The sequence below is a fragment of the Paenibacillus sp. FSL F4-0243 genome, from assembly GCF_037963295.1.
GTDB lineage: Bacteria > Bacillota > Bacilli > Paenibacillales > Paenibacillaceae > Paenibacillus_AQ.
The window spans coordinates 2882793-2904743 of the sequence record NZ_CP150151.1 but is presented as its reverse complement, the minus strand read 5'-3'; the positions used below and the strand labels follow the sequence as shown (position 1 = coordinate 2904743).

General features: G+C 42.4%; 20 protein-coding genes. 2 read left to right on the top strand and 18 right to left on the bottom strand.

What is annotated here, in order from left to right:
• Positions 1-64: 64 nt before the first annotated feature.
• The 8 genes from NSS87_RS12735 to NSS87_RS12700 all read right to left on the bottom strand — a co-directional run bounded on the left by NSS87_RS12735 (position 65) and on the right by NSS87_RS12700 (position 9855).
• Positions 65-1663, bottom strand: a complete 1599-nt coding sequence (locus tag NSS87_RS12735; RefSeq protein WP_339247532.1) for a response regulator — start codon at positions 1661-1663, stop codon at positions 65-67.
• A gap of 16 nt (positions 1664-1679) precedes the next feature.
• On the bottom strand, positions 1680-3026 hold the full coding sequence (locus tag NSS87_RS12730; protein ID WP_042187490.1) for an extracellular solute-binding protein: 1347 nt from the start codon (positions 3024-3026) through the stop codon (positions 1680-1682).
• A gap of 33 nt (positions 3027-3059) precedes the next feature.
• Positions 3060-4784, bottom strand: a complete 1725-nt coding sequence (locus NSS87_RS12725) for a sensor histidine kinase (protein ID WP_042187488.1) — start codon at positions 4782-4784, stop codon at positions 3060-3062.
• A gap of 83 nt (positions 4785-4867) precedes the next feature.
• Positions 4868-5731, bottom strand: coding sequence for a carbohydrate ABC transporter permease (locus NSS87_RS12720; RefSeq protein WP_094868591.1), 864 nt, complete (start codon positions 5729-5731; stop codon positions 4868-4870).
• Positions 5728-6681: a sugar ABC transporter permease gene (locus NSS87_RS12715; protein ID WP_042187483.1), complete on the bottom strand. Its 954-nt coding sequence runs from the start codon at positions 6679-6681 to the stop codon at positions 5728-5730. Before NSS87_RS12715 ends, NSS87_RS12720 begins: the two co-directional genes overlap by 4 nt.
• A 156-nt stretch (positions 6682-6837) precedes the next feature.
• A complete protein-coding gene (locus NSS87_RS12710; RefSeq protein WP_042187481.1) occupies positions 6838-8193 on the bottom strand; it encodes an extracellular solute-binding protein in 1356 nt (451 codons plus the stop codon).
• Positions 8194-8329: 136 nt separating this feature from the next.
• Positions 8330-8932, bottom strand: a complete 603-nt coding sequence (locus NSS87_RS12705) for a hypothetical protein (RefSeq protein WP_042187480.1) — start codon at positions 8930-8932, stop codon at positions 8330-8332.
• A gap of 329 nt (positions 8933-9261) precedes the next feature.
• A complete protein-coding gene (locus tag NSS87_RS12700; protein WP_042187478.1) occupies positions 9262-9855 on the bottom strand; it encodes a manganese efflux pump in 594 nt (197 codons plus the stop codon).
• Positions 9856-10037: 182 nt separating this feature from the next.
• Here NSS87_RS12700 and NSS87_RS12695 point away from each other — a divergent pair, with 182 nt between their 5' ends.
• Positions 10038-10250 carry a hypothetical protein gene (locus NSS87_RS12695; protein WP_042187476.1) on the top strand — a complete coding sequence of 71 codons (213 nt, stop codon included), beginning with the start codon at positions 10038-10040 and terminating at the stop codon, positions 10248-10250.
• A 72-nt stretch (positions 10251-10322) separates the two neighbouring features.
• On the opposite strand, the gene NSS87_RS12690 is transcribed toward NSS87_RS12695, so the two are convergent.
• The 4 genes from NSS87_RS12690 to NSS87_RS12675 form a co-directional block, all read right to left on the bottom strand.
• Positions 10323-10487 (bottom strand): hypothetical protein, encoded by a 165-nt coding sequence (locus NSS87_RS12690; RefSeq protein ID WP_188114458.1) that lies wholly within the window; start codon positions 10485-10487, stop codon positions 10323-10325.
• Positions 10488-10631: 144 nt separating this feature from the next.
• The gene (locus NSS87_RS12685) at positions 10632-11525 is read right to left on the bottom strand and encodes a polysaccharide deacetylase family protein (RefSeq protein WP_339247524.1); all 894 of its coding nucleotides are present in this window, start codon (positions 11523-11525) and stop codon (positions 10632-10634) included.
• A gap of 128 nt (positions 11526-11653) precedes the next feature.
• Positions 11654-12247 carry a TIGR00730 family Rossman fold protein gene (locus NSS87_RS12680; RefSeq protein WP_339247522.1) on the bottom strand — a complete coding sequence of 198 codons (594 nt, stop codon included), beginning with the start codon at positions 12245-12247 and terminating at the stop codon, positions 11654-11656.
• A gap of 88 nt (positions 12248-12335) precedes the next feature.
• The gene (locus NSS87_RS12675; RefSeq protein ID WP_339247520.1) at positions 12336-13892 is read right to left on the bottom strand and encodes a stalk domain-containing protein; all 1557 of its coding nucleotides are present in this window, start codon (positions 13890-13892) and stop codon (positions 12336-12338) included.
• Between the two features lie 192 nt (positions 13893-14084).
• On the opposite strand from NSS87_RS12675, the gene NSS87_RS12670 reads away from it, so the two are divergent.
• Positions 14085-14756: a tetratricopeptide repeat protein gene (locus tag NSS87_RS12670; RefSeq protein WP_042187471.1), complete on the top strand. Its 672-nt coding sequence runs from the start codon at positions 14085-14087 to the stop codon at positions 14754-14756.
• Positions 14757-14852: 96 nt separating this feature from the next.
• On the opposite strand, the gene NSS87_RS12665 is transcribed toward NSS87_RS12670, so the two are convergent.
• The 6 genes from NSS87_RS12665 to rpiA form a co-directional block, all read right to left on the bottom strand.
• Positions 14853-16256: a lytic polysaccharide monooxygenase gene (locus NSS87_RS12665; protein ID WP_042187468.1), complete on the bottom strand. Its 1404-nt coding sequence runs from the start codon at positions 16254-16256 to the stop codon at positions 14853-14855.
• 284 nt (positions 16257-16540) lie between these two features.
• Complete coding sequence (locus tag NSS87_RS12660; protein WP_339247516.1) at positions 16541-19702, bottom strand: MMPL family transporter; 3162 nt, start codon at positions 19700-19702, stop codon at positions 16541-16543.
• Entirely contained in the window at positions 19699-20154 is a 456-nt protein-coding gene (locus NSS87_RS12655; RefSeq protein WP_076282879.1) for a MarR family transcriptional regulator, read from the bottom strand. The genes NSS87_RS12660 and NSS87_RS12655 overlap by 4 nt, the downstream gene beginning before the upstream one ends.
• Before the next feature lie 171 nt (positions 20155-20325).
• Entirely contained in the window at positions 20326-20766 is a 441-nt protein-coding gene (locus tag NSS87_RS12650; RefSeq protein ID WP_283911593.1) for a GNAT family N-acetyltransferase, read from the bottom strand.
• Positions 20767-20769: 3 nt separating this feature from the next.
• Positions 20770-21249 (bottom strand): VanZ family protein, encoded by a 480-nt coding sequence (locus NSS87_RS12645; RefSeq protein WP_339247511.1) that lies wholly within the window; start codon positions 21247-21249, stop codon positions 20770-20772.
• Positions 21246-21926: a ribose-5-phosphate isomerase RpiA gene (rpiA, locus tag NSS87_RS12640; RefSeq protein WP_156113224.1), complete on the bottom strand. Its 681-nt coding sequence runs from the start codon at positions 21924-21926 to the stop codon at positions 21246-21248. The genes NSS87_RS12645 and rpiA overlap by 4 nt, the downstream gene beginning before the upstream one ends.
• Positions 21927-21951: the final 25 nt, after the last annotated feature.

The following is a 21951-nucleotide window of genomic DNA, read 5'->3' as shown; positions in this document are numbered from 1 at the left end:
TGATAAATGTCATACTTATGCCCTATTCCCCCCCCTTTTGCTATGCAACCTGCGTACCTCTTCGTTAATTAACCTGCCTCGTATGCTCTTCACGATATTCCGTAGGCGTCTGACCGCTAGCTTTTTTAAAGACTTGAGTAAAATATCGTGGATCCTGATAACCAACTAGTGGAGCGATCTGATATACCTTCACATTACTACTTTGCAATATATCCTTCGCCTTCTCCATTCGACAGTGAGTCACATACTCCAAGAATGTATAGCCTGTTATTTGTTTAAATAAAGTACAAAAATGACTGACACTAAGATCGGCAAGCTCCGATACTTCTTCAATACTTAAGTCTTTATAGTAATTACTCTCGATATAACGTTTTGTCTTCTCGATGGAACTGCGTGTGTCTTCCCGATTCACAGGTTTACTACCTTGATCCAATCGCTCCCCAAATTCTTCCTTCAACGCAGACATCATTTCACTCAAGGTAACCAAATGGTGCAGCTTGCTTAGTAACCCATGTAGAGACCAATCCGAATTTAGATTCAAATGTTCAAAATGTCTGTATAACACAACGACCATTTCCACGAGAAGACGTTCTGCTATCTCTTTAGGAATTGCTTGAGCTTCAATATATAATGCCAACTCATCAAACAATGATGACATTTGGTTTCTATTCAAGGTACGAATACTCTCTATCAACGAGGTCTCCAGCTCTTTTGGATATTTCACTTCTGTATTGCCTGCAAAGGTTGTTTCCTCATCTATATACACCCCGGCAAGACCATAATAGAAACGTTGATACAGAGCCTTCGCAGCCAATGGATACACCGTACTTAATTGATCAATCCCTTGTGTACAGCGGCTGATTCCTACAGAGCAGCTTAGCTTGGAGTATCTTTTGATCCCTGTAATTAAATGTTCACCTAGTTCTCTTCTGCTCGCGCTTAAAGATCCAGGAAAGAGCAATATCCACTCCCCGTTATGAAAAGGAAAGACTGTAAGTACTCCATGTTCCAGCGACCACTCTTCAACAATATTACGGATCGCAAACAACCACAGCCGCTTTTCTTCCACGCTCCACTGCCCAGTAAGTACAGAATAATCATCCAATTGGACAACAGCCATGAAATATCCACTCTCAAGTTCACTGTTCTCCAGCCATTTCAGGTGCTCAAGCGGCCTTGCATTTCCCAAAGTAATTTCAGCAAACATCCGTTCACGAGCTAGCATCGACAGCATCTGAACGGAATGCATCATCTGATCGTTCTCTTTTTGCTCATCCAGCCTCGTTTTCGCTCGGTATAGCATTTCAACCAGTTCGTCATGGTCGATGGGCTTCAGCAAATAATCAAAGGCTCCCTGACGCAAAGCTTCTCTCGCATATTCGAACTCCCCATAACCACTTATAAAGATAAATACCAGCTTAGAATTCTTTGGTAATACTTCCTTCATCAAAGTGATTCCGTCAATCACAGGCATACGGATATCGCTGATTATAATATGCGGTGTAGTTTCTTCTATTAAGCGGAGGGCTAGTTCTCCATTTCGAGCCTCTCCAACAATTTCCATCTGAAGATCATCCCATGGAATAGCTACTTTTAGACTACGAAGAATTATCGGCTCATCATCTACGAGCAGTACTTTATATTTCTCTTCTATCTCATCCATTCCAGCACCTCCATGCTTATTGAACACTTGAGTTTTGGATCAGATTCCAGTATTCCATCGATGATGCCTGCACTAGCTTTAAAGCGTGATCTGCAGACATTTCTTCGTTAATCATTTTTTCGATGACACTTAGGAACATTTTCTTAACTTCAGGTGATAATACGTTATCGTAAGGCACAAAGCTCTTGCGGTTCACTTCCATCATTTCCATCACTTGCGCGAATACCGGACCGGTCTTCTCCGGATCAAAGGCAATACGAATGGATGGAATTCTCAGTCCTTCATATACAATTCGGGTCTGAACTTCCTGCGTGTAAAAAGCCTTCATAAGATCCAAAGCGGCTTCCCGTTTAGCTCCATTTAGTTCGGAGGAAAGACCGATGCCGATGGTATATCCCCCCGCAATCGAAGGCTCCTCTCCTTGCTTCAAGGCAGGAAATGGAATAACGCCTACCTCATTCTGAAAATCAGCTGGAGCCGCACTACCAGAAAATAAATTGATATCCCAGTTCCCGTTTAAATACATCGCAGCCTTGCCGCTTGTAAACAATCCGACTGCATTTTCAGTTGAGAGATCATTAGACTGAGTACTGAAGGCTCCTTCTTTTATCCATTGATTCAAATGCTCGAAAGCCTTTAAATAGGACTCATTCTGAAAGCTTGCTTGATCCTCACCTGTGATTAGCTTCTGGATCAGCTCGGAACCAGCATAACGATCCATTAAATAATGTGCAAAGATCCCGGCAGGCCAGCGATCCTCGTTCCCAAGTGCAAACGGAATATATCCTCCAGCCTTGAGCCCCAGTATGACATCATCGAGTTCTTGAAGCGTTGTAGGCGCCCCGAGACCAAGCTTGTTGAAAATAGTCTTATTGAAATACAGTGGTTCAGCGTTTCCTTCGATGGGCAATCCATAAATATGGTTGTCAAAGGTCCATAGATGCAGATCCTTGAATTGATTGGTTAGACCGTTCTCTCGGACAAAATCAGTCAGATCAACCAGCCGATTGGAGCGCACGTACGGCTCTATTTCAGCTCCACCAAATAAAACAAACATATCTGGTGGCGTGCCAGTAACCATTTCGCTTTTCAGTTTTTGTTCACGGTGAATCGTCTGGTCTAGTCCTTCAAAATTGACCTTCACATTCGGATGCGCAATTTGGTATTTATCCACGATCTCTTCAAAGATAGCCAATAGTGGCCGATCATGCTCTTTGATCCAGAAATGACGGAAGGTCAGCGTTATTTTTTCTGGTGAGTTATCTTCAATCGGTTCGTGATCTCCTAACGTAATAAATAGAACAGCGCCAGATATCAGCACTAGATATATCCACATCCAGCCCCACTTCAATAACCACTTCATGTCAATCTCCCCCTGTTTCCTCTGTATGATCGATTATGGCAGTATTTTTGGTATACGAATTCGAATCGTTGAACCAAATCCAGGGGATGAACACACAAGTAAGCCATATGGACTGCCGAATCGGATATTCAGGCGCTCATGAACATTCTTAAGCCCTACGCCACTGTCACTATATTTCTTCTGGCCGCCTCCCTCGTTATCCCATAGATTCATCATCTTGGCTAAGTCGAAGCCCGGACCGTTATCTTTTACGATAATGATCATATCCGTACCCATTTCATAGGCTGTGATTTCGATGATACCAGGGTCCTCCATCGGTTCAATCGCATGGTACAATGCATTCTCTACAATGGGCTGAACAATCAGCTTTTGAGTCATAAACGTTCTAAGACCCTCAGGAAGATTTATAATATACGAAAATTTATCCTCGAAACGGAACTTCTGAATATCCAGATAATGACGAACATGTTCAAACTCCATTTGCAGCGGTATCAGCTCTTGATTCTGACTAATACTGATTCGCAGCAGCTTACCGAGTGAAATGACCATTTTACTAATATCTTTATTACCTTGCAGCACGGCCATCGAATTAATCGATTCTAGTGAATTATAAATAAAATGAGGATTAATCTGCGCCATTAATGCCTTCATTTCCGCTTCCTTTTTGCGACCCTGCTCCGTCTGCACTTGCACAATCAATTCGTTGATCTGTGTGCTCATCCGGTTAAAGCCATCAATCAGAAAATCACTTTCATCATCCGCACGATATCGTGTAGTGATAGGTGTAAAAATCCCCTGCTTCACTCGTTTCATCCCGTTGACCGCGCTGTTAATGCTATAAACGAGCCTTCTAACAAAATATCGGTCAAACAAAATGGCGGATAACAATGAAACCGTACTCAAAATAATCGCAATATTACGAATAGATATAGATTCCGAAGAAATTAGATTCATCGGTGTAATCGCTGCCAAATACCAGTCTTTATTATGTGAAGGAAGGAAGGTTATGAGTGATTTTTCCCCCTGATAGTTGTCGATGTAATAGTTTTGTTCCTTGGCATAATCATTTTCTAAAAAAGGGAACTGCGTGCGCTGCCCAATATGTTCACCGGATTTGTTAAAAACGATATTCCCCAGCTTGTTCACCAGCAGAATATCACCCTTCTTAAGAGTTGCTGCCTCCCAGAAAATCTGATCTAGTAAATCAGGTTTAACATTAACGACCAAATAGCCTATATCTTCAAGAGAATAATAATCTTTGATTACTCTGGCTTGCACAAGTACCGGATGGCCCGATAACGCCGAACCGTTCTCACCAGGTCCTGACCATACAGGGCGACCCTCAGCACTTTCCATAGTATGAAACCAGCTCTGCTTCTTCATCTCCTCAAAGGACATCGGCGCATTGTATTGATAAAGCAACCGATCTTTACTATATAAACTAAATGAAGTAATCATCGGGTGATTAATGAGTAAATTGTTGAGTTCCTGCTTGCGATCATAGGTGAGCACAAAGTTAGTCTGCTTTAGCGATTGTTGAATAACCGGTTGTGTGATCGCAGAATTTGAGATCGAGGAGATCTCACTAAGGGCGAATTTGAGCTTTCGATCCGTTTCGAGTAGTGAAACCCAGTAGAAGTTACTTGATTTTTTCTCCATAGCGTTAGAGAAGTTAACGTAAGTAACAATCCCCATCAGAATCACTGGAATAAAGACGAGAAGAATAATAGCGAACAAGATTTTACGGCGGAGCTTCATGGTATTCCCCTTCCCCCTGCTGTCTCTGTCCTCTAGTATTCTTCACGAAACCGCCCATTCCCTTGTAAATGTTAAAAGTAAAATCAGCTCTTAATAGCTCCTGAGGTTAGTCCTGCAATTACCCAACGACTAAATAACAGGAAGACGATCAGCAGTGGCAAGGTCGCCGTAAACGTAGCTGACATGATCATTCCATAATCCAGACCGTCGCGATTGGAGAATAACTGCTGGAGCGCGATTTGTATTGTAAAATGTTCTTGGTTCTTTAACACGACCAAAGGCCAGAAGAAGTCATTCCATACGGTCATAAAATTCAGTATGCCTAGAGTTGCCATAGCTGGAGTGATAACTGGAATGGCGATGTTCCAGAAGATCCGGAAATGTCCTCCGCCATCAATCCGTCCAGCTTCGATCAGTTCCGTATGTACAGCTGTAGAGATATACTGCCGCATCCAAAAGATCCCAAAGGCATTAACCATTGCCGGAACAATCAGCGCCTTGAAAGAGTCGATCCAGTGGAGCTTGGCCATAATTACATAAGTAGGTAACACACCAAGCTGCTGGGGTACAAATAGAGTGGCAATAACAAAGTAAAATAGAATATTTTTAAACGGGAATTCATATTTAGCAAAAGCATAACCAGCCAGTGTACAGAAAAATACGACCGATATGGTTACCATAGACGAGACGAATAATGAGTTTCCAAGGGCTTGGAAGAAATCCGTTTTATCCAGAACCCGCTGGAAATTATCAAAAAACTGGTTCCCAACCGTAAGCAAAGGGGGGACATGGAATACTGCGCCCCTATCATTTGTGCCAACTACAAACATCCAGTAAAAAGGAAAGATGGACACGAGTGCACCAAGAATCAGAATGAGATAAAATCCTACTTTGCCGAAAATCCCAAGATCATCCGGATCTTTTTTTAATAGACGCACAGTACTCACGCTTTACCCCCTCCTGTATCTCCACCCATGCGGCTTGAAACCAGCATATTAAGGACAGAAAATATAATCGTGACCACAAACAGCAGGACTGCCGTAGCCGCCGCCGTACCGAAGAATCCATTGCGGAATGCCTCGCTGTACAAATAGGTAACCATAGTGATGCCTTCCTGGCGTGTAGATCCCGTTCCTGATTGTCCTAAGAATACATAAGGCTCAGTGAACAGCTGCAGGGCGCCTATAGTCGATAGCAAAGTGACAAATACGATGAACGGTTTCAGTAATGGCAATGTAATGAAGGTTAATTGTTGCCTTCTGTTCGCTCCATCAATACGGGCTGCTTCATACAAATCCGTCGGAATACTTTGAAGTCCTGATAGAAAAATAATGGCATTATACCCTGTCCAGCGCCACATCACCATGGTTGAGATCGCGATTTTGACCCCCCACCAGCCAGAGTTGAAGGCCACACTATCAAGCCCTAAACCACTGAGCATCCAGTTGATCATCCCGTTGTTCCCAAACAGCGTACTAAACACCAGGGTAACCGCAACGATAGACGTAATATTGGGCATGAAAAAGAGAACACGGAACGTTTTCTTGAAACGAGTCATCCCCGAATTCAACAATACGGCAATCAAAAGCGCCAATAGGATCTGTGGAACAGTTCCGAGCAGTCCCATAATTAAGGTGTTGCTAAAAGAAATCCAAAAGGTAGGGTCGCTTGTGACCAATTCATAATTTTTCATTCCTACGAATTTCATAGGATTCAAGGCATCCCATTTAAAGAATGAGAGGTAGATCGTAAAGAAGATCGGATATAGTCCAAATATCGAGAACAGAATAAAAAAAGGAGAAATGAAAGTATAAGCGGTGATGCGGCTCCTTCTTTGTTCAGTTAAAAACGGGCGCTTGCTCTCGGCATGCGGACTCGAAATAACAGGCTCAGCCATGTCACACCTCCAGGTAATCTAACGTATTAAGCAAAAACGTCTTCCGCGTCTCTATAAGGACGCTAAGCGTTTATGCGAGATAAATCCGAATTCATAGAGAATACCGTTCTCCATGAATCCGGACCTTCTAGAAATAGAGTGCTTTTATTAGAAGTCTTAACTGCGTTCAGCCAGTGTTTTCGCTTGTTTTACAGCTTCATCCCACTCTTTAGCCGGATCAGCCTTTTTCTCCAGCACATTTTTCAGTGCATTTTTGAAGAAGGTATCGGTTTGGTCATGAAGAGGACCGTAGTATACAGGTTTTACACGATTAGCAGCTTTACCAAATTCAACAGCTGTTTGTTGTCCACCGAAGAATTCATCTTTGAAATCTACGAATGCCGGATCTTCGTACAGTGCTGGAATGGAAGGCATCAAACCTTTTGTTTTGAATGATTCCAGTTGATTATCCTTGTTATCCATCCATGCGATAAAGTCATAAGCTTCTTTGGAATGCTTACCTTCTTTAGGGAGTGTCAGGAACGAACCACCCCAGTTACCAGCACCTTCTGGAAGCTGCGCGATTTTCCATTTGCCAGTGGAGTCTGGAGCATTACTCTTAACATTCCCTGCCATCCAAGCAGGTCCCATAACCACTGCAAATGATCCGTCGTTCATGCCTTGGCCCCATTCGGGAGACCAGAGCATCACATTGCTGATCCAGCCTTCTTGGATACCTTTAACTGTGAAATCATAAGCTTTGCGAACTTGCGGATTGGTGTCTCCGATAAAGCTGCCATCCGCTTTGCTGAAATAGATTTCATCCGCAGATTGGTCACGTAATGCGTTAAATGTAAGATCAGTAAGGTCTACAAAAGGTTTGCCTGTCTTTTCCTTGAAAGCTTTGGCTACAGCTGCGAACTTGTCCCAAGTATCAATCGCTGCGCCGAATCCCTCGGAGTCACTTGGCAATCCCGCTTCTTCAGCCAAATCTGTTCTGTAATACACAACCGTTGGACCGATATCTGTAGGAAGACCCAGCTGGAAGCTTCCATCTACGGAAGAGGCTTGTTTCCATTTCCAATCCAGATAGTTCGCTTGAATATCTTTGGCTCCGAGATCATTCAGGTTATAGAATTTATCCTGTGCATTGATAAAACGCTCCATGAAACCGATTTCAAGTTGGAAAATATCTGGTGCGCCCGACCCCGCCGATAAAGCAGTGGTCAAATTATTATGGTGAGCCGTTTGGTCACCGGTATTTTGAACCTTGATCGTAACGTTTGGATGTTCCTTCGTGTACTCTTTCGCTAGATCCTCGTAGTTCACGTTACCGAGTGTCCAGAAAGAAAGTTCGATTTTCTCAGCAGGCTCAGTACCCTCGTCTTTTGCAGGTTCACTTGTGCTTGCTGCGTTGTTACCTGTATTTTTACTCGATGCATTATTCTCGGCGTTGTTGCCTCCGCATGCTGCCAGTGAACCTACAAGCATGATAGCGACTAACGAAAGCGCCAAGTGTTTTACTTTATTCATTCCCCTGTACCCCTTTCAAAGGTTTCTCTTACAAGATTTAGTGTACAGGGTTTATATTCTTTTTTTGAGGAGGCAAACTTCCGATTTATGGTGGAAATACTTCTGATTCAATTAAAAAAAGCCCTCATAAGAGGACTCAAAGTTCATTACCATAAAATTTGTTTTCCCCACCAGCGTTTTTATAGGCTCTGAGAACGTTTAGCATGGCCTGTTTCTGACGTTTACTCAGTACTATGTCTTCCTGGTATAAACCCAATCCTGTCAATCGCACAATTGTTTTCTCGGCATTAGCCATCGCCTTTATCATCTTTAAATCTTTAAGATAAACAGTATCTTCATAAACTTCACGTACAGTACTATAAGAAAATGATTTCTTTATTAGAATTCCCGCATTATTAGTAACTTCAAAAACTTCATCATCTGCTCTAATCTGAATCCACTTTGTGTCAATCTGACGATTACCTATATAATCAACCACATAATGAAGATTTGAGACAATACCTTCTTCGTTTTTTATGAAATAAACGTAAAAATCATTCTTGTCTATGTTATCAATGGTTGTTTGTGCATAATAGACTGAGAATTCTCCAAACTCATCCCTCTCCTCAATCAGACCGGATAATGCTTTATTGACTTCTTCTGGTGATTTCGTGGGTTCCGGTGGTGTATTCTGCACATTTGAAGAACATGCTGATAAAGATATGACTAGGAGCATCAAATAAAGTGTTTTTCTATTCATGCCTCTTCTCCAGCTCTGTAGCTTGCGCGCTGTCATCGGTAGCATTATGCCCTAAAGTTTCGATAATCTTCTTTTTCAATGTCTGACCTCCAATATATTAATATACCAAGTATATCCAAAAACCGGGTGATAGGGTAGGACATTGTTAAGAGACTACGAATGTACCGCTGCAGCTAACTACATCTACAATGCCGTCGATATGAGTTCCACGATTAACGGTTTGTGATTGTTTTCGTTAGATTTTCCAGCAAGCGTTCAAAAATCGTTGCTAACAAACCACATTCAATTGAATGTGGTCTTAAACATTTACTTCGTATCTTTGACCTTCCTTAAATCAATATTTCATACAGACCTATGCCTACTAATAACAATCCACCGATAAGATCAGAATGTTTACCTAGCCAAGTTTTGGACATTCGATTCCCGATTTTCATTCCGGCAGCAACAGTGATAAACGAAAAGGCACCCACTGAGATCGCTGTGAATGTTGCGTTCACGCCGCTGATCCCTGCTCCAAAGCCTGTAGCAATACAATTGATAGCTAGCGCCACACCCAACCACACCGATTCTTGCCATTTTAAAACATGACGATAGCCAGTATCTGTAGATGATGTGCTGAGCACGTTGGCCTCTATATCCATGCTTACACTTGAAGTTGGTTTCTTATACACAGTTCTAATACTCCAGATTCCCATAAACAGAATCAAGCAGCCACCGATGGCATTGCCAAGTGCCTCCGAGAAATATTCTGATACATATTCTCCTGAGGTAATTGAAAGGAAGGTAGCCAGCATCGACAGAACAGCAATAATCAGATTAGAAAATGGTGTAATTCTTGTGGACCTAGCACCAAAGGAAACGCCTATTCCTAAGTTATCCAAATTTGAAGCCAACCCAATAATGATGATGGAAAGCCAATGCATATCTAGACCCCCTTAATACATTCATAACTATGTTATGTCTGGGATGGGCGTATAGAATTTTGTCCAAATGTGCTGCTCATAAAATGTTCGTCAGCTTCATTTATATTGGATTTCTCATGCTTCCACAGGTATACTATTTTTATTTCTAACTTCATTAAATGATCAAAAGGAGTTAAATACTTATGCCAATTAACCGCCCGCTGCTAACAGACAGCGATTTCCAAGAAGCCGTTGACCGCAAACTACCTGTTCGTGTATTTCAGGACGATCATTTGGTGAATTCAGGGGCCACTGTTGTCCGCTTCACCGATTCTGATGTAGTTATTCAGTCGAGGGTTAGCGATCTGACTTATTACGCTCGTAAGAGTTGCCAATTTTATGAGGTTAGACCCTAAAAAAAGCCGGAACACAGTGACCCTTGGGATCAATGCGTTCCGGCTTTTTTCAGCAGACATATGTAGTAGCTCTTACTTAATATTTTTGTATGTGCCATACACTTTCATTTTTTCATTCAAGACTTCCTGAAAACTCTGCTTCTTCTTATTAGATCTCTCTTGTTTAGGATTGACCACGGGCTGAGGTCTAAAAAACTGATGATTGTAAGCCATAAGATTATGTACCATCACATTCATTGAATTCCAACCTCCTTCCGTGTCGTTCCTGAAATTTCTATTTTCGCTTAATTGCATATGGTTACTTACCCAGCTTCTCCAAAGTTTAATCACTTTTATAACTTTCTGTTTAAACAAATTTAAATGATCCCTTTTTGCAATGCGCTAAATACCTCTTTGTAAATCACGAATGTCTCTCCACGAAATAAGTTTGATTTGCTCATTAGTAATCACTTGCTTAATTTCAATATCATTTAGAAGAAGATACTCCAATTCTCTTTCTGTATAACATTCCGTTATCGCTATTAACTGCTCTGTTTTTTTAGAAGGATGTATAGTTAACTGGGTTACTCCAGGTTTTAGATTCTTTAATAGATCAGTTAATCTCCTTTTCATTTTGCTGTACTCAGCAGTGGGGTTAAAACAATATGGAAGAGAAACTATATCATCGATTAATAAAATCCCCCTCTCTTTTGCTGAAGAAATTCTTTTTTGAAACAATCCCAATTGATCATTATTAAAGAATGGTTGGTCTAAGATCCTACTAGGTAAATTAAAGGGTAGTTGGTACTTTTCACATAAATCAAATGTTATTTCTATAAAATCTCGCCCTGTGAATAACCCCATAATGCTTCCACCATGACTATCCAGATGAGTTGGATCAATGCCTTGTACAATTGCACTTTGGATCTGCGATTCCATCTCTAATTTAACCTCATTAGCAGCAGCGTTTCTTTCCAGAAGAGTGGCATCTTGATGAAAATATCCTTCCGCCGTAATTAAACTATTTAAATTTCTTTCTTTGAATACTGGTTGATACAGATGTTTCTCGCTGCTTGTTAAAGTTAGATGAATTCCAATATTCTTTATCCCTTTACTATTGACAATCTCCATTGCTTCATTTGAGTCTGGGCAAGGGATCATAATAGATGTGGATGTTATAGCTTTTTCTTCAAATAAGTTAACAATAGCTTCATTAGTTCCTTTAGTTATTCCAAAATCGTCGGCATTAATAATTAACAAACGGTCGTCAATCGCAAAACCTAATTTTTGAATCATAAACCTTCCCCCTATTAATGAATGATTTTTTTAAAAAAATAATAATAAGGACGCAATCACCGTTAAGTGTTTACGTCCTTATTGTGTAAACCGTTCATTTGCTCCCTATAGCAGTGGAAGCCTAGAATCTAACGCTGTGATGGAAATCTAGCGTTCCCAAAACCTTTATTACTATAATCAACTTGACCTCTCATCAGTTCAAGCAAATATTCGGGATCAGAGTTCATATCTAACATTTTCAACGCATTTTTTGGAGCAAACCCTTCACTTACACTGTGAGTGATCATGGCTAACAGTGGATTAAAATAACCTCTTATATTCAGCAACCCTATAGGCTTCTGATGAATCCCAATCTGCATCCAGCATAGAATTTCAAATAACTCATCAAAGGTTCCGAGACCACCCGGCAGGGCAATAAACGCATCAGCCATACCGCTCATAACGGCCTTTCGTTCATGCATACTAGAGACCTCAATCAGATTCGTTAGCCCAGAATGCCTGATTTCATCTTTAAAAAGATCCACTGGCATGATACCGACGACTTCACCACCATTTGCCAACACTCCGTCTGCCACCTGTCCCATCAGGCCATTTCTTGAACCTCCATAAACCAGCCTACAACCTTGTGCAGCTATATGATAACCCAACTCTCTAGCCATTTCTGTATATTCTGAATTAAGACCTGGATTCGAACCGGCGAACACACATATTGTAAAAGCCATACCTATCACTCCAGACTGGTTATTATGGTTCAATTGAGATAATTCACTTATTGTACATCAGAATATTAAAATAAGTGTTAAATGAAAGTCATCTTTTTGTTTGTATCGTTAATTGGTACAGTTTACTATTCCACTCTGCAGTAACACCTAGTGCCTTAACCAAAGCTGCCGCTGGAACAAGTGATGCATAACTTACTTTAATGGCTCCCTCTTTAAAGATGATTTTCTTACCTTCTTTCAAGAGCGTCATATCGCCGTCCCATGAGAGGGTGTAGCCCAGATTTTCCGCCACTTCCCTGATCGGTACTCTTACACTTCCATCCAAGAATATAGCAGATTGCGCGGAGTCGATCTTCTTCCCATCCACGATTACAGTAACAGGCTTCAAGATAGGTGATATAGTAAAAGGACGTGAATCAAGCGCACTGATACCAAGTTGACCAAACATATTCGTCCCCCAAGCTACTGCTGTCCCATCCTTCAAAACTGCATATTTACTATTTTCCCCCGTGGCAAAAGAAACCGGATTGCTCAAGCCTTTGATTTGTTTAGGTTTAGTAAAGACCCATTTACTGTCGGTTGATGATTGGGTACTCCAAGTCCACACGGTGCCATCTTTTTTAACAGCTACAAAGCCACCTAAATCCAGCGTAAGTTTGGAGATCGGCTTTATGACTGTGATCTTTTGCAGACCTTGCAATAAAGTGCCAGCTTCCCATACCCAGTATTCTCCTTTTTTATTGGCAACAAGATTGAACCCATTTTTCGTCTGAACAGATACAATATCCGTAAGACCTGGCATCTTCTTCATCATGATTTCGTTATAATTATTGCTGTCAACCGTTGCCCAGACACTTCCATTCTCAGTTAACGCCAGTATACTCCTCCAGTTCATAGAAACGGACTTCACATGATATAAATCCTTGACTGGGGTCGGCTTCTTCACCGCTTTTGTATTCTCTATTTGCGGGTTAGCGCTCCAAATCCAAAGAGTACCGTTGGTGCGAATTGCGGCCTGATAGTCACTGTTACCGACCCACATTACCTCACTTAAACCCTGAACCTTGGTAGCAGCAGGCAACTCTGTAAAACCTACATCAGTGATTTCTGGAGGATTCCACTGGAGTACGCTTCCATCCTTTCTCAAAGCTAAGGTATTGTGTATGCCTGAAGCTATACTGACTACATCGGTCATCCCAGAGATAACCTGAGGAAGCAGCACCTTGTGCTGTTTAGTACTTACCCCATTGCCTGCTTCTATAGCATTCTTATCCCGGTAATCTCCCCAAGCTTTAACCGTCCCGTCTTCGTTCAGCGCAACATAATAAATTCCACCGATCTCTAACTGCTTCGTACGATCAAGCGCTGCTATGCTATGGGGAGTAATCGTCCACCCTTCAGGACCTGCAGTTCCATTTGCAAATTGTCCAAAAACATTGCTCCCCCAAGACCATACGGTTCCGTCAGTCCCCAGTGCGAAGGAGCTCCCTCCCCAAAATCCAGAAGTGGCAACAATCTCCTTAATTCCACTCAGCTTCGCGGATGAGGGATCCGCGCTTATCACTTGTGGGACTGACGTAACAGCCATAAAAGTAGAACAAACAGCCAAACTAAACAGCTGTAGCTTCCTTGCTAATAAGTTCATCTTGTTTTTCCCTTCTTATGATATTATTGTAATTATTATTCATCTTACACTAAGACGCTATTAAGCTGCTCAAAGTTGTATAATTTTAAAATCCCGGGATTCAGATTGCTTTGAATTATGTTATAATTACGCTGCCTTGGATCTACTCTTTTCAATCGCAATACCGGAACCAAATGATTATGGAGGGAAGTTATGCTTAAATTTATAGGTGTTTTACTGCTCTTCAGATTAGTGGGCAACCCTTTTCTGGCTATATTCATCCTGCTTCTTATCTTGTATTTCTTGGATCGGCGATATGTGGGCATCTTCCCCAGCATTACAAAGCCCTTCAAAAGAATGCGTCAAATTTCCAAGTTACGTACAACCATTTCTTTAAATCCTAATGATGTTTCATCCAAATTTGATTTAGCGCGGAGTTTGACAGAACGTAAAAAATACAGGGAAGCGAAGGATCTCCTACTGCAAATCGAGGACCGTTATGAACAATCTGCTGAATATTGGGTAGAACTCGGACATGTGAATCTTAAGCTAGGCGCTTTGGAGGAAGGCGAAGCACAAATGCTTCGTGGTCTGGAGATCAACCGTAAGGCTCGATATGGACAGCCATATCTTTGGTTAGCGGAAACTTTCCGCCATACGAATCATGATAAAGCGTTGCATTACGTTACTCAGTATCAAGAAATCCAGTCTTCTTCTTCTGAGGCGTATTATCTGGCTGGCTCGATGTATAAAGCGCTTGGCAGATCAGAGGATGCGAAGCGAGCTTTCGAAGAATCCACCGCTGTTTATCGTTCACTTCCTAAATATAAAAAACGGCAGGAGCGCGGTTGGGCGTTGCGCAGCTTTTTCGCCAAGATGAAATAAACTTGACGACTCCTTAACCCAAAAAACGGAGATCACTTCTGATTATCAGAAATGATCTCCGTTTTTTTATAATAAATTGGGGGGGAAACGATGTTATTAGTTCGTCACTAATTTCCAAAGCGATAGTGCCGACTCCGGATTCCAGTTGGTATCACCGAAACTTCTAAATGTCACTCGAGCTTCATAAACGTTACCCTTGTATTCAACTTTTGTTCCTACAATGTACAACCCGGTTGCATTCCAAGCTGCTACATCTGGTAATACGGGTTTCACAAGGGTTGTGACTGTATACAAAGAGCTCTTGTCTGAAATATTACCAGCAGCGTCTACAGCTCTCACATGATAATTGTACGTAGTGGAAGCTTGCACCGTTAAATCCGTAAAGGAAGTTCCCTTAGTTTGGGTCAATTCAACACCCTCTCGATACACAACATAATGATCAACACCTACATTATCTTGGGCGGCGTTCCACATCAGATTAACACTATTGTGCTTCACAGACATGGTATGCAGCCCCTCAACCATCGAAGGCTTCAAAGTATCTGGTGTTTCCACTGGAGGTATAACCACTTCCGGGTTTGGTGTGCTAACAACAATAATATTACTTGCGCCTGACGTGTTTCCTGCACGATCCACCGCAACACTATAATATGTATAAATTTTACCTGGTTCTACAGTAATGTCTTTAAAGCTCGTTGTTGAGGATGTTCCGATTTGTTTCGCTATACCGACGCTATCCCCGCGATAAATCATGTAATGATCTACGCCTATGTTATCTGTTGCAGCATTCCACATAAGATCTACACTGCTCGATTCTACACTCATCGTGTGTAACCCCGTTACTGTTGACGGCTTCTCCGTGTCTGGTTGTACCCCAGGTCCTGATTCACTGTTCTTTAGATTCACATCAATGACTTGATAGAAGGCATTCGATGTATCATCGATATCCCACACTGCCAAAATAACATGGTATCCACTGCGGTCAGTTGGGACATTTACTTTGTGCGTCACAGAACGCTCAGGCTGTTTACCGCCATTTTCAAAAGTTCCAATAAGCTCTAAATCGGAACGTTTAATTGGCGTATTAGGATTCCAACCTTTTTTCGTAATATAGTAATGCCATTTTGTTGTTCTATGTTGTGCTGTATGATACCAAGTGATGTCATTGACTCCGCCAACCATATCGTGCTTAATCCAACGATCACTTGATTGTTGATCCAGAATTCCTCCGAACATGCCACCCGCAGATGCAATCTTCCCGTCCGCAGGACCCGCCAATGGGAAACCCTTTGGTGCCTCTAGACTCTGTGGCTCATATTGAACAGAACCCACATTATTCGCTGCACCAAGCTTCGCACGACTTGCTGGTTCGGATACATAACCGTGTCCTAACGCTTTATCGGTATCGATAAGTCCTACTCCGGCAATAACCCCCGCAGTAATAACAAATGGAGCAACCTTCTTTGCGATACTGCTGTTCTTCATGCTTACTTTCATCATTCATCATCTCGCTTTCTAGTTGTAATTTGGAGACTTTGAAAACGAATCCAGTGTTATTATAATTTTCTGAAAACATAATAACAATAACCTAAAGAACCAGACGACAATGGATAAAAGACCCATGACAATTGAACGGATTAGTAGTTCTCCCCGCTAATAATGCCCCATCGAAACGATTCATTCTACTCAAATAAAAAGTCAGCCACCGATAAATATATCGGTGGCTGACTGCAAAAAAAACAACTTGTTATGACTTCTGATTCATAAATGGGGTATAGTCCCATTTACATATTTAAATCCTGCTTGTTAGCTTCTCCGCTCTGTTTAACCGAAAATGGCCACCAATTCCCTCGGCCGAAGACCCGTACCATTACAGGGACAAAGAACGGCAGGAAGATTAAAGCATACAAGGCCAATCCTACGAGCACCACTGTAGCAATCTGCATCATCGACAATACCCCAGAAGGATACATCGAAGCGAAGGTACCACCCAGAATAACTACAGCTGAAAGGATAACTGTACCCATATTGCGCATAGCGTGTAGAATTGCTTCTTTTACGTCCCATGTTTTATTTTCGTTAAACCGGGCCATTAAGAAAATGCTATAATCCACACCTAGTGCAATCAGCATAACAAAACTAAAGAATGGCGTCGTCCATGTAATCCCTTCATAGTGCAGAAGATTAACGAAAATAGCCTCTGTAACGCCCAACGCTGAAAAGTAAGTGATCAAAAGTGAAATGATAAGGTAAATCGGCATTACGATTGAACGGAGCAGCAACACTAATATGATGAAAATACCGCTCAGCATCAAGATTACTGTACGCGTATAGTCTTCATTGGAAATATTCCGCAAATCGCTTTGACTGCTTGTAACCCCGCTAATAGCTGTTTCAGCATTTTCAAGCTTCGTACCTTTAACTGCACGATCTACTGCTGCTTGAATATCACCCACACTATCTATAGCCTCTGAGCTGTAAGGATTCTCGGTAAATACCACATCCAACGTCATCACTTTACGGTCATCAGACAAGTACGTATCAAATACCTGCTTTATACCTTCAGCTTTAAGTGCCTCAGCTGGCACGAAGAATCCGCTCAGCTCTTCATCCTTAGCCGCTTGAATCTGATTCAAGTATTCTTGTGCCGAGCCCAGACCGCTTGTAATTTGCTTCAATCCATCAGCACTATCGCTTAGTCCAGTGGTTAAGGCTCCAATCTGACCTGTCAATTCACCAAAACCATCTGCAAGCTGCTTCTGTCCGCCTTGCAATTGATCAAGCCCACTTGTGATAGATGGAATCTTATCTACGATCTGTCCTTGACCTGCTGCCGCCTGATCGAGTCCAGCTTGCAGCTGACCGATTCCAGCTACAAGCTTAGCTAAACCTTGCGCGAGCGCGGTTTGCCCAGCCGCAGCTTTGGCATAACCGGCATTCGCCTCATTTAAGCCTGTAGCTGCACCTTTAAGCTGTTCTGAAACCTGACCAAGACCGGCTGCTAGTTGCGCTGCACCCGTACTACTTTGTGCTACTGTACCTTTGATCGTCAAATAATTTACATCCTGAACAATTTCCGGATAACTGCTCTCTAGGCCAGCGAAGGAACCGTCCAGTCCTTTTAATGCCTCTGCAACACCTTGTAGCTGCTTCGGAAGCTGTCCGAGTCCTTCATCCAGCTGGGTTAAGCCTCCACCGATTTTTTTATAACCCTCAAGTAACTTCGCATTTGCATCTGCTAACTGTTTAGCACTTGTTGCTGCCTGCTGAAGACCGGCTTTGATCTCTCCTGCACCCGCTGAGCCACTCTTAATCCCGCTCTCAATCTGGGTGAGCCCAGCGCCTAAAGCAACAATTCCGTCTTTGAGATCAGCTGTGCCCTCTGTCAGCTTAGCACTCCCTGCAACAGCTTCTGTAAGTTTGGGGGCATTATCGCTAAGCTGTTTACTAGCTTCAGACAAGCCGGTCTGAATCTTGGTCAGACCTTCGTTACTCTGGTCCAGTCCATCAGAAAGAGTACCTACCTGATTCGGAATCAAGAAATCACTAATCAGCTCACCTGTTGGACGTGACATACTCCGAACAGATTTTACACTATCCACTTTTTCCAGCTCGCGGCTAATTTTCTCCGCAAGTCCCAGATATTCTGAATTGTCCATACGATCATCATTCTTGATAACGATCTTGCCAGGCATCGATTCACCTGGTCCGAAGCTCTCCGAAATAATATTAAAACCTTTTACCGAAGCATATTCCGAGCCAATTTCCTCCAAGCTGTTAAAGGACAGCTTACCGCTATAGGTGACTAGGAATGGGGATACGATTACTGCAACGATTAGAAGTGCGGCCCACGGTCTTTTTAAAGAAAAAGAACCTGCCCATCCCCAAATACGGCTCTCACTATGCTCCAGCTTGCCACGGGAGGGCCAGAATAGCTTTTTGCCTAGAACAGCCATAAAGAACGGAACAATCGTCACAAGTGCCAATAGCATAACTGCAATACCAACTGCAACAGCTACTGCTGAACGATAAAGAATAAATTTCGATAACCCAATCGCTACAAAACCTACAAACACCGCTAAGCCCGAATAGAACACCGTTCCTCCAGCTTTTCGATAAGTTGCAATGATTGCACTTTTAGTATCTTCTGCGGTCATCAATTCTTCTTTAAAGCGACTGATCAGCAGAATACAATAATCCGTACCGATCCCGAACATGACCGCAACCATAAAGATTTGAGTAAACGTTGATAAAGGAAAATCATAACGATCCACCAAAAAAGCCACGACAGATTGGGATACAATATAGCTGATACCCACGGTCAGCAGCGGTACAAAAGGCGCTACGAACGAACGAAATACGACGAATAGAATAAGTAGGATAAAGACAACTGTAATATACTCCGACTTCTTTAGCCCTGCTTCTGAGCTTGCAATCATATCCTCTGTAATCAGACCTTCACTGGTCAAATAATGATCTGCTTTAACACCTGAGAGCATCTCATCCACTTTATCTGGCAGCGCAGTAACAGCCTCTCCTTCACCTTTTACGGACAACGCCACCATAATAGTCTTGCCATCTTTGGCAATTAGTGTATCTTTAAGCTCACTTTGTGAAAAAGGATCGGTGATGGAATCTAACTGCAGAGCTTCCTTATTCGCAGCCAGCTTCTCAACGCCTTGTTGAATACTTGCTGTTTCTTCCGCTCCGATTCCGTTCGGGTTATTGAACACAAGGGCTACTTGATGGAGTGATTCGCCTCCCTTGTCACTTGATGCTTCCTTCATGATTTCTGCTGCTCTAGATGAAGGGTATCCCTCTGGAACCGTAACCTGCCCCTTCTCACGGACAAGATCAGAGAAAGACGGGGCCGTCATCACTAGCACCACCGCTACAGCGAGCCAGATTGCGATAACCGCCCATCTTGCTTTTAGAATCGTCTTCATTGGCTCTTCCCTCCATTATCATTCTGAATTAGACTTGCCAGTTTCTCAAACATCATGATGAACGTCTCAATATCCTTCTTTTCAAAATGAAACAAATACGGGGCCACTACTTCATGTACTTGCGACTCAGCGGCTTCAAATACTCTTTTACCATGCTCTGACATCGATAAATACACCTGACGACGATCATTCTCGTCACGAGTTCGCTCAATAATGCCTGCTTGCACCAGTCTGTTGATTATTGCTGTAATGGAGCTTTTACCCACGCAAAAAGTTTCTGCTAGATATGTAGAGGTACATTGTTCCTGAGCATTAATCAGACGCAGAATTTGATACTGATCATTCGTTGTATCTGCAGCAATGCTATCTTTAATTCTTGCGGCTACTTGTCGAGTCACCATCATATAAGCATCCATATAACGGTTAATCCAATGCTGAACTTCATCTTCCAAAGCTTCCTACCTCCAAATATAGTTCAACTGTAGAATAGTTTCATTGTCAAACTATAATCCCATTTATTTCAAAAGTCAACTTTACAATTCTAAGGAACTATTTAAGGTGTCAACAAAAAAACAGGCCGAGATTTCATCTCGACCTGCCATTGTATGTCTTTTAAAAACTGTTTATTCCTCATCCTCGATCTCTTCTACTTCATAAACACATCTCAGCGTTTCAATGCCTGCTGCATTTTCGCCGAGGCTGTACACCATGAACCCAAGACTACGGTAGAAATCTGCAGCAATCTCATCCTCTGTTTCAGCAACCAGATAACGCGGCTGACGCGTAGTAAGCAGCTCCAGAATCATCCCCCGTGCATAACCTTTTCCTCTGTTCTCTGGTAATACAGCAATATGCCGAATATCCAAGGAACCATCTTCTGTTTCTTCAAAGCCTACAAGACCAAGCAGTAATTCTTCCTCTTCCCAGCCATATAACTTTAACCCGGCTTGTTCGCTATACTCAGACGAAGTCTGCTGTAGAGCATTCGGATCATCTATCACCGCATAGGTCAACAGCTCATTCACCTCAGGTGTACCAATGAGGGGTTTAAGATCAATCAACATTCTTCACATTTCTCCTTCTTTATTCCTTTTAAAGCTAATCACTCGAAACAATCCGTAGCCTGTCCACACACCCAGCATGTTTAATAGTAAATCATCAATATCGAAGCTTCCCACATGCAGCAGCATTTGCAAGCACTCCAAAAGCAGTATGCAAGGGACAGCATATAGCGAGATCCTAAGCCAAGAAACCGGATGTATCTTTACTAATGGCGAAAGAAAACCAAATGGAATAAAAACTACAACATTTCCTAGCAGATTTACTAGCCGATTGATAAGTGATAAACCGTTATCCAAGTTGAAATAAAGTGACACCGTGCGAAATGGAACCAGATTATACTGAAGAGGACCTCCGGTATGTACCTCACGTCCAAATCCGATAAACATCCAATAGATAACAGTAGCACTATACAGAGTTAGCACTACCCGTGTCAATCCTTTTAGCGGCCATGAACGGTAGGTTTCTTTATGTCTGCGGTTAATCAATTCTTAGGTTGAGCTTCAATAATTTCGATAGTTCCATCAAGTTTACCTACGATCGCCATCGCTGCAATCCCAATAAATAAGCCGTGATCTACAACACCCGGGATGTTTTGGATGGTCAGTGCAAGCTTCGGTGCAGCTTCTATCGCTTCAAATCGGCAGTCCGCAATGTAATTGCCATTATCCGTCTTGTACAACTCTTCTCCGCTGCGACGCAATTCAGGCTGGCAACCCAGTTTGGCAAGCTCTGCCACAGTCCATTCCCACGCGAAAGGAACGATTTCCACCGGCAACGGAAATTTGCCTAGCGTGTTTACAACTTTACCTTCATCCGCAATCACAATCATTCGGGTACTATTACTAGCTACAATCTTCTCACGAAGCAAAGCGCCGCCGCCGCCTTTAATTAGTTGCAGACTGCTGTCTAGCTCGTCCGCTCCGTCAATGGTTAAGTCCAGACTATCAATATCACCAAAAGCTACCAGTGGAATTCCCAGCTCTCGTGCCTGCTCTTCGGAAGCGCTTGAAGTAGCTACTGCGGTAATTTTCAAGCCTTCACTGACGCGTTCACCGAGCTTGCGGATTGCCCAGTAGGCAGTTGATCCCGTACCCAAACCTACCTTCATTCCATCTTCTACATATTCCACTGCTTTTTCAGCTGCTAGTTGTTTAACGTTGATACTCATTTTAATACCCCCATGTTAT

Coding starts and splice junctions, on each gene's coding strand:
- NSS87_RS12705 (WP_042187480.1), bottom strand. CDS start 8,932: ATGAATAGAAAAACACTTTATTTGATGCTCCTAGTCATATCTTTATCA.
- NSS87_RS12725 (WP_042187488.1), bottom strand. CDS start 4,784: ATGAAGCTCCGCCGTAAAATCTTGTTCGCTATTATTCTTCTCGTCTTT.
- NSS87_RS12690 (WP_188114458.1), bottom strand. CDS start 10,487: ATGAATGTGATGGTACATAATCTTATGGCTTACAATCATCAGTTTTTT.
- NSS87_RS12675 (WP_339247520.1), bottom strand. CDS start 13,892: ATGAACTTATTAGCAAGGAAGCTACAGCTGTTTAGTTTGGCTGTTTGT.
- NSS87_RS12715 (WP_042187483.1), bottom strand. CDS start 6,681: ATGGCTGAGCCTGTTATTTCGAGTCCGCATGCCGAGAGCAAGCGCCCG.
- NSS87_RS12700 (WP_042187478.1), bottom strand. CDS start 9,855: ATGCATTGGCTTTCCATCATCATTATTGGGTTGGCTTCAAATTTGGAT.
- NSS87_RS12685 (WP_339247524.1), bottom strand. CDS start 11,525: ATGATTCAAAAATTAGGTTTTGCGATTGACGACCGTTTGTTAATTATT.
- NSS87_RS12650 (WP_283911593.1), bottom strand. CDS start 20,766: ATGTTGATTGATCTTAAACCCCTCATTGGTACACCTGAGGTGAATGAG.
- NSS87_RS12710 (WP_042187481.1), bottom strand. CDS start 8,193: ATGAATAAAGTAAAACACTTGGCGCTTTCGTTAGTCGCTATCATGCTT.
- NSS87_RS12735 (WP_339247532.1), bottom strand. CDS start 1,663: ATGGATGAGATAGAAGAGAAATATAAAGTACTGCTCGTAGATGATGAG.
- NSS87_RS12670 (WP_042187471.1), top strand. CDS start 14,085: ATGCTTAAATTTATAGGTGTTTTACTGCTCTTCAGATTAGTGGGCAAC.
- NSS87_RS12680 (WP_339247522.1), bottom strand. CDS start 12,247: ATGGCTTTTACAATATGTGTGTTCGCCGGTTCGAATCCAGGTCTTAAT.
- NSS87_RS12665 (WP_042187468.1), bottom strand. CDS start 16,256: ATGATGAAAGTAAGCATGAAGAACAGCAGTATCGCAAAGAAGGTTGCT.
- NSS87_RS12695 (WP_042187476.1), top strand. CDS start 10,038: ATGCCAATTAACCGCCCGCTGCTAACAGACAGCGATTTCCAAGAAGCC.
- NSS87_RS12730 (WP_042187490.1), bottom strand. CDS start 3,026: ATGAAGTGGTTATTGAAGTGGGGCTGGATGTGGATATATCTAGTGCTG.
- NSS87_RS12660 (WP_339247516.1), bottom strand. CDS start 19,702: ATGAAGACGATTCTAAAAGCAAGATGGGCGGTTATCGCAATCTGGCTC.